We start from the raw sequence: 6,579 nt of genomic DNA, 5'->3' as shown, positions 1-6,579 counted from the left end.
AACATGTTCGTTACGAACATGTTCGTGTACCGTGAAAATATGCCCAATCAGCCAGCAAGTCCATCGAGCCGACGCAATCGTCCGGCCAAACCCGCTCTGACACGCGAGGGCATCGTCAGTACCGCGGTGGAAATCTTGCGGTCGGAGGGGTTGCAGAAGTTGACCATGCGTCGACTCGCCCTCGAACTCGACACCGGGCCGGCGTCGCTGTACGTGTACGTTCAAAATACCGCCGAATTGCACGCCGCCGTTCTGGACGAACTGCTCGGAGTCGTGGACCTCGCCGAAAATTCCTCCGGCACTTGGCAAGCGCGCCTCGAACGGGTGCTGACGTCCTACACGGCCATACTGTTCGATCATCCCGGCCTTGCCCAGTCGGCTCTCGTTTCCCGGCCCAGCGGAGTTCACTACGTACGCCTGCTCGAGCGCCTGCTGGCATTGCTCGACGAAGGCGAAGTCCCTTCGGGTCAAGCCGCGTGGGGCGTGGACTTGCTGCTGCAGTACGCGACGTCCACTGCTGCCGAACACTCGGCGCCGAACAATTCTGCCGACTCGGATGCCCAATGGAGCGCGTTGACCGACGCAATCCGGAACGCAAACCCGCAGACGCACCCACTCGTCGCAGGCCATGCAACAGCTCTACTTGCCGGTGAACCCACCGCGCGCCTCTCCTGGGGATTCCGCACGCTCATCACGGGCATCGAGAACACTCCACTCACTTCTTAGGAACCCACCATGAACCACTACCCCATCGCAATCATCGGCGCCGGCCTCGGCGGCCTCACCCTCGCCCGAGTCCTCCATCTCCGCGGAATCGATTCGGCGGTATTCGATTTCGAATCCGGACCAACAGCTCGGACCCAAGGCGGGATGCTCGACATCCACGAAGACTCGGGCCAGATCGCGCTTCGTGCCGCAGGCCTCTACGACGAGTTCCGCGCACTCGTTCATCAAGGCGGCGAAGAGACACGCGTCCTCGATCGAAATGCCGTCGTGCACCTGAGCGAGCAGGACACCGGAGACGGCGACCGCCCGGAAATCGACCGCGGCCAGCTGCGTGACCTACTGCTCAGCTCAATTCCGAAAGAAACAATCCGCTGGGGAGCAAAGGTCCGCAGTGCCCATCCGTTGCCGGACGGTCGGCATGAAGTCCACCTCGTGGATGGCACCCACTTCACCACCGATCTCCTGGTCGGAGCCGACGGCGCGTGGTCGAAAATTCGCCCACTGGTTTCAAACGCCACTCCTGCCTATACCGGAGTATCTTTCGTGGAGTTCGACCTTCACGACGCCGACAACCAGCACGCGAAGGCCGCTGAAACAGTCGGCGGCGGAATGATGTTCGCGCTCAGTGCCGACAAGGGCTTCCTTGCCCACCGTGAGACCGACAACAGTCTGCACATCTACGCCGCCCTGCGGGTTCCCGAGAACTGGTCAGCGAGTGTCGACTTCTCCGACGATCATATTGCGAAGAAGATTCTGCTGGAACACTTCTCGGACTGGGACGAGTCGCTGCGGTCACTGATCGTCGAAGCGGACAGCTCGCTGACCCCTCGCCCCATCCATGCTCTTCCCATCGGGCACAGTTGGAGCCGTACTCCCGGGGTCACTCTGCTCGGGGACGCAGCGCATGTCATGTCGCCGTTTGCCGGAGAGGGCGCGAACCTGGCAATGCTCGACGGCGCCGAACTCGGCGAGGCGATCGCGTCACATAGCGGCACGGAGGAAGGACTTGCTGCCTACGAAGAACGACTCTTCCCACGCAGCGCCGCATCGGCACAACAGTCGGCTGACGGTCTGGACATGTGCTTCGGCGAGAACGCACCCCAGGGGCTCCTGGACATGTTCAACTCACAACCGTGACCTGACGAATTCGGATCAGGTCGTCATGCCTCGAGGGCAAGCGACGAAGACAAACCACGGTGGGCTTCGACTTCATCGAGCAGTTGGTGGGCTTTCTGCTCGACCACGGACAGTGCATCGGCGCCGGCGACCCACCGACGCGGGGGTAGCGGCGAATCGACAAGTGCCACAAGTGCCGCTGCAAGTTTCACCGGATCCCCACCCTGGGCACCGTTCATGCTCTTCCACGCTTCGACGGTCTTGCCAGTCCGAGCGTCGTAGTCGTCTATCGACAATTCAGGCCAGATCGACGACGCACCCTCGACAAGCAGTTCGGTCCGGAAGAATCCCGGCTCCACGATCGTCGTCCCGATTCCGTACGGTTCGACGTCGAATCGCAATGATTCCATCCAGCCCTCCAGCGCAAATTTCGACGCGGCGTAGGCTGCGCAAAACTCCTGACCAACCAGGCCCGCAAGCGAACTGACAGTCACGACATGTCCACTCCGTTGCCTACGCATCACCGGCAACACCGCCCGTGTCACATTGATCGGCCCGAAAAAGTTGGTCTCCATCTGAGCGCGAAGTTGCGCCGGACTGACAACCTCGAAGAACCCGGCGTAGAAGTTTCCGGCGTTGTTCACCAGCACATCGATTCCACCGAATCGCGCAACTGCCGTGTCCACCGCAGCATATGCGGCTTGTTCGTCAGTGATGTCCAAGGCAATCACCAACAGGTCGTCATGCTCACCGATCGCTGCAGAAACACGGTCCGCATCACGCCCCGTTGCCACCACCGCGTGCCCGCCGGCAAGAGCCGCCTGAGCAATGTCGACTCCCATGCCCCGGCCTGCGCCGGTTACGAACCAGACCTTCTTGTCACCCATGTTCACTGTCCTCCCGTTTGATGGAGTCCAGTACAGAACAGATTCCACGGGCCTGGGAGTGCCTATCGTTCCCGGTAACAGCAGACCCCCTCGACGCCCCTCCTACTCGCGAAGAGTCGTCAAGAAGGCAATACGGTCACCACGGTAGAGCGAACGAACGCGCTCGATCGGCACACCCTCCGGATCGACGGAGGTCCGGTGCAGCAGAAGCATCGGCATCGAGGTCGTGGACTCGACGAGCGTTGCCTCACGCGGTGACGCGAGCACCGTCTCGATCCGTTCGGTTGCGGAGGCGAAGACCACGCCGATGGAACGGATAGCCGCGTACAGCGACGTCGTGGCATCGAAAGCGTCGAGCATTTCACCGAACCTGCTGTCCGGCAGGAAGGTTGATTCGAGTCCGATCTTCTCGCCGTCGGCAAAGAGGACACGCTCGAGATGAACGACGCTGTCGCCCACCTCGATACCCAACTCCGTGGCGAGACCGTCGTCGGCCGACATTCGTTCGAACGTCACAACCTTACGACTGGGCACTCGCCCAGCACTCAGTGCGCCTTCGGTATAAGAACGAATCGAGAGCGGCTGAACCAACTTCGGACTCGCGACGACAGTGCCCCGCCCCCTCCGCTCGATCCGTCCTTCGACAAGCAGATCACGAAGCGCTTGACGGACCGTCTCGCGAGCGACAGTGAACCGTGCCGCCAATTCCCGCTCGGACGGGACTGCGTCGCCCTCCTCGAGCCCACTGAGAATGGTCTCGATCTCGGTGCGCACCCGGTAGTACTTCAGCTCCGGTTCGATCACGACGCTCGAGGTCCCCGGCCCGGTGGACGTCTGCTGATTCATGGCGCAAGCGTACAAGAATTCGGTCTATACCAATTGTTAACCTGGAGTTCGTCTCGATTCCCCCTATTGGTCTAGACCAAACGTCACTATCTCTACATGCGAATTTTGATTGTGGGCGGAGGAATCCTCGGAACGGCGCACGCCGACGAGGCAATCCGCCGGGGACACGACGTCATCCATCTCGAACGCGAGCCCGAAGCCCGCGGTGCAACGGTACGGAACTTCGGATTGGTCTGGGTATCCGGGCGTGCTCCGCACGAACTCGAAGCCGCGCTGCGTTCGCGCGAGCTGTGGGCGGACCTTGCCGCCCGTGTCCCCGGCGTCGGATACCGCCCGGCCGGCTCCATCACCCTCATGCGCACCGAGGAGGAGGTCGCGGTCGCGCAGGAAGCATTCGCTCGGCCGGACGCCGACAACCGAGGGTTCGCACTTCTCGATCCCGACGCCGTTCGCGTCGTCAACCCCGCGCTCCGGGGCAAGTTTCTCGGCGGACTGCACTGCACCCTGGACGCCGCTGTCGAGTCACGGCAAGCGCTCCCCGCCATCCGTTCTTACCTCGAATCCACCGGCCGTTACACCTTCCACGCCGGAACGGAAGCCCGCGAGATCACGACGAAAACCTCCGGCGTACATGTCCGCGACGACCACGGTCGCAACTTCGACGCCGATCTCGTGATCGTCTGCCCCGGAGCAACACTCGGCGGATTGGCCCGCGATCTCGCCGGCGATCTCCCGTTGCGACGTGTGCGCCTGCAGATGATGCAGAGTGCCCCACTCGGCGAAAAGCTCACCACCGCAATCGCTGACGGTGACAGCTTCCGCTACTACCCCGGTTTCGCCGGATCTGCCCTCGATCACCTTCGCACGGTGCAGCCACAGGAACCGACTGCCGAGGAGCACCGCATGCAGCTCCTGTGCGTGCAGCGCTTGCACGGCGGTCTGACCATCGGTGACACCCACGAATACGAGGAGCCCTTCGACTTCGACGTCGACGAGGCGCCCTATCGCCATCTGTCCGGAGTCGTGGAAACACTTCTGGGACGCGATCTTCCGCCCATCGTCAAGCGATGGGCGGGCGTCTACAGCCAGTGCCTCGACCCCTCACAACTTGTTCACCGCGCACAAGCCGCCGACAACGTCTGGGTGGTTGCCGGTCCCGGTGGCCGCGGCATGACGCTCGGCCCGGCACTGGCGGAACAAACCGCCGACCAGCTCGGTCTCTGAATCCTTCCGACAAGAAAGACTTCTCATGTCTCCCATCACCCTTGCCGTTCTCGACATGGCCGGAACCACCGTCGCCGACGACGGACTGGTTCTTCGCGCGTTCGCCGCCGCTGCCGAAGCCGGCGGACTGCCTGCCGAAGGCCCGGAAGCCGACGCCGCTCGCCAGTACGTCCTCGACACCATGGGCCAGTCGAAGATCGTCGTGTTCCGGGCGATCTTCGGTGACGAAGACCGTGCCCAGGCCGCGAACGCCGCCTTCGAAACCACTTACGATTCCCTCATCGACCAGGGCCTGGCCGAGCCGATCCCTGGCGCGGAGAAGGCGATCACCACACTGCGCGAGGCCGGCATCAAAGTTGCCTTGACCACCGGATTCAGCCGATCGACACAGGACAAACTCCTCGTCGCGCTCGGCTGGGAAACCCTCGCCGATCTCACCCTCTCCCCCGCCGAGGCCGGTCGCGGTCGACCGTACCCGGACCTGATTCTGACTGCCCTGCTCAAACTTTCGATCGACGACGTCCACCAGATCGCCGTACTCGGCGACACGTCCAACGACGTGCTCAGCGGCGTTCGCTCCGGCGCATCCATCGTCGCCGGAACTCTGACCGGCGCACACGACGAGCAACAGCTTCGCGACGCCGGAGCCACCCACATCGTCCCGTCCGTGACGGAGTTCGCCGAACTCCTCATCCACTCCTGATCTCACCTCCGAAAAAGGAATCGTCATGCGTCTACGCCCGAGCATCGCTGCGGCCGCTCTCGCCGTGTCCGTCCTTTCGTTCACCACCGCCTGCGGTGGCACCGGCACTGCTGCCGGATCAGACACCGAAACCGTCACCGTCTACAGCGCCGACGGTCTGTCCGGTTGGTACAAGGGAAGATTCGACGCCTTCACCGCGCAGACCGGTATCGCCGTCAACCTCGTGGAAGCCGGATCCGGCGAGGTCGTCTCGCGGGTCGAGAAAGAACAGTCCAACCCACAGGCGGACGTGATCATCACGCTGCCGCCGTTCATCCAGAAGGCCGACGCCCAAGGTCTGCTCGAGCCCAGCGGAATCGACACCTCCGCCGTTCCCGCGGACGAGAAGGACGACGCCGGCAAATACGTACCCGTCGTCGAGAATTACCTCTCGTTCATCGCCAATCCGACTGCGTCACCCGCCCCACAATCTTGGGACGACCTGCTCACTGATCAGTTCAAGGGCAAGTTGCAGTACTCCACGCCCGGCCAGGCCGGCGACGGTACCGCGGTGTTGTTGCTGCTCCAGCATCTGATGGGCAAGGAAGGCGCACTCGACTACCTCGGAAAGCTCCAGGCCAACAACGTCGGTCCCTCGTCCTCCACCGGAAAGCTCCAGCCCAAGGTCAGCAACGGAGAACTCCTGGTCGCCAACGGTGACGTCCAGATGAACCTCGCCTCCATCGCCGACGACGGCTCGAAGTTCGACATCTTCTTCCCCGCGGGAGCCGACGGCACTCGCACCACCATTGCACTGCCCTACGTGATGGGCCTCGCCAAGAGCGCACCGAGCAGCGAACAAGCCAAGAAGTTGATGGAGTTCCTGCTCTCCGAAGAATCCCAGAAGACCGTCGCCACCGATGCACTCGGCGTATCGGTCCGCGAGGACGTCCGAAGCAGTGCCGGTGAATCGACCGACAAGAACACGCCGTCGGGAGTTCTGCAGGGCGTCAACGTGTGGACCCCGAACTGGAACGACGTCCTCAGCTCGCTCGACGCCGACATCGCCGCTTACCAGAAAGCCACCGGGAGCTGATC

At 62.7% G+C, this 6,579-nt stretch carries 7 protein-coding genes; 5 read left to right on the top strand and 2 right to left on the bottom strand.

From position 1 onward, the window contains the following. Together AC1DWA_RS25155 and AC1DWA_RS25150 are read left to right on the top strand one after the other, a co-directional pair. The coding region (locus AC1DWA_RS25155; RefSeq protein WP_477917164.1) for a TetR/AcrR family transcriptional regulator C-terminal domain-containing protein at positions 1 to 726 on the top strand (726 nt) is incomplete at its 5' end. A gap of 9 nt (positions 727 to 735) precedes the next feature. Then, entirely contained in the window at positions 736 to 1,863 is a 1,128-nt protein-coding gene (locus tag AC1DWA_RS25150; protein WP_046378404.1) for an FAD-dependent oxidoreductase, read from the top strand. A gap of 23 nt (positions 1,864 to 1,886) precedes the next feature. Here AC1DWA_RS25150 and AC1DWA_RS25145 read toward each other — a convergent pair whose 3' ends face one another. Together AC1DWA_RS25145 and AC1DWA_RS25140 are read right to left on the bottom strand one after the other, a co-directional pair. Further along, the gene (locus AC1DWA_RS25145; protein WP_020969358.1) at positions 1,887 to 2,729 is read right to left on the bottom strand and encodes an SDR family NAD(P)-dependent oxidoreductase; all 843 of its coding nucleotides are present in this window, start codon (positions 2,727 to 2,729) and stop codon (positions 1,887 to 1,889) included. Between the two features lie 102 nt (positions 2,730 to 2,831). Then, entirely contained in the window at positions 2,832 to 3,575 is a 744-nt protein-coding gene (locus AC1DWA_RS25140) for a GntR family transcriptional regulator (protein ID WP_051720809.1), read from the bottom strand. A 96-nt stretch (positions 3,576 to 3,671) separates the two neighbouring features. Here AC1DWA_RS25140 and AC1DWA_RS25135 point away from each other — a divergent pair, with 96 nt between their 5' ends. Genes AC1DWA_RS25135 through AC1DWA_RS25125 form a run of 3 tightly spaced genes read left to right on the top strand, consistent with a single transcriptional unit; the run spans position 3,672 to position 6,577 of the window. Beyond that, positions 3,672 to 4,799 (top strand): TIGR03364 family FAD-dependent oxidoreductase, encoded by a 1,128-nt coding sequence (locus AC1DWA_RS25135; RefSeq protein WP_047888827.1) that lies wholly within the window; start codon positions 3,672 to 3,674, stop codon positions 4,797 to 4,799. Positions 4,800 to 4,824: 25 nt separating this feature from the next. Continuing rightward, positions 4,825 to 5,502 (top strand): phosphonatase-like hydrolase, encoded by a 678-nt coding sequence (locus AC1DWA_RS25130; protein WP_477845905.1) that lies wholly within the window; start codon positions 4,825 to 4,827, stop codon positions 5,500 to 5,502. A gap of 25 nt (positions 5,503 to 5,527) precedes the next feature. Beyond that, positions 5,528 to 6,577 (top strand): 2-aminoethylphosphonate ABC transporter substrate-binding protein, encoded by a 1,050-nt coding sequence (locus AC1DWA_RS25125; RefSeq protein WP_020969356.1) that lies wholly within the window; start codon positions 5,528 to 5,530, stop codon positions 6,575 to 6,577. Positions 6,578 to 6,579: the final 2 nt, after the last annotated feature.

It is taken from the genome of Rhodococcus sp. P4_F3_2, assembly GCF_056401335.1.
Note: the sequence above shows the minus strand (reverse complement) of the source record. Positions and strands in the feature narration are given on the sequence as shown.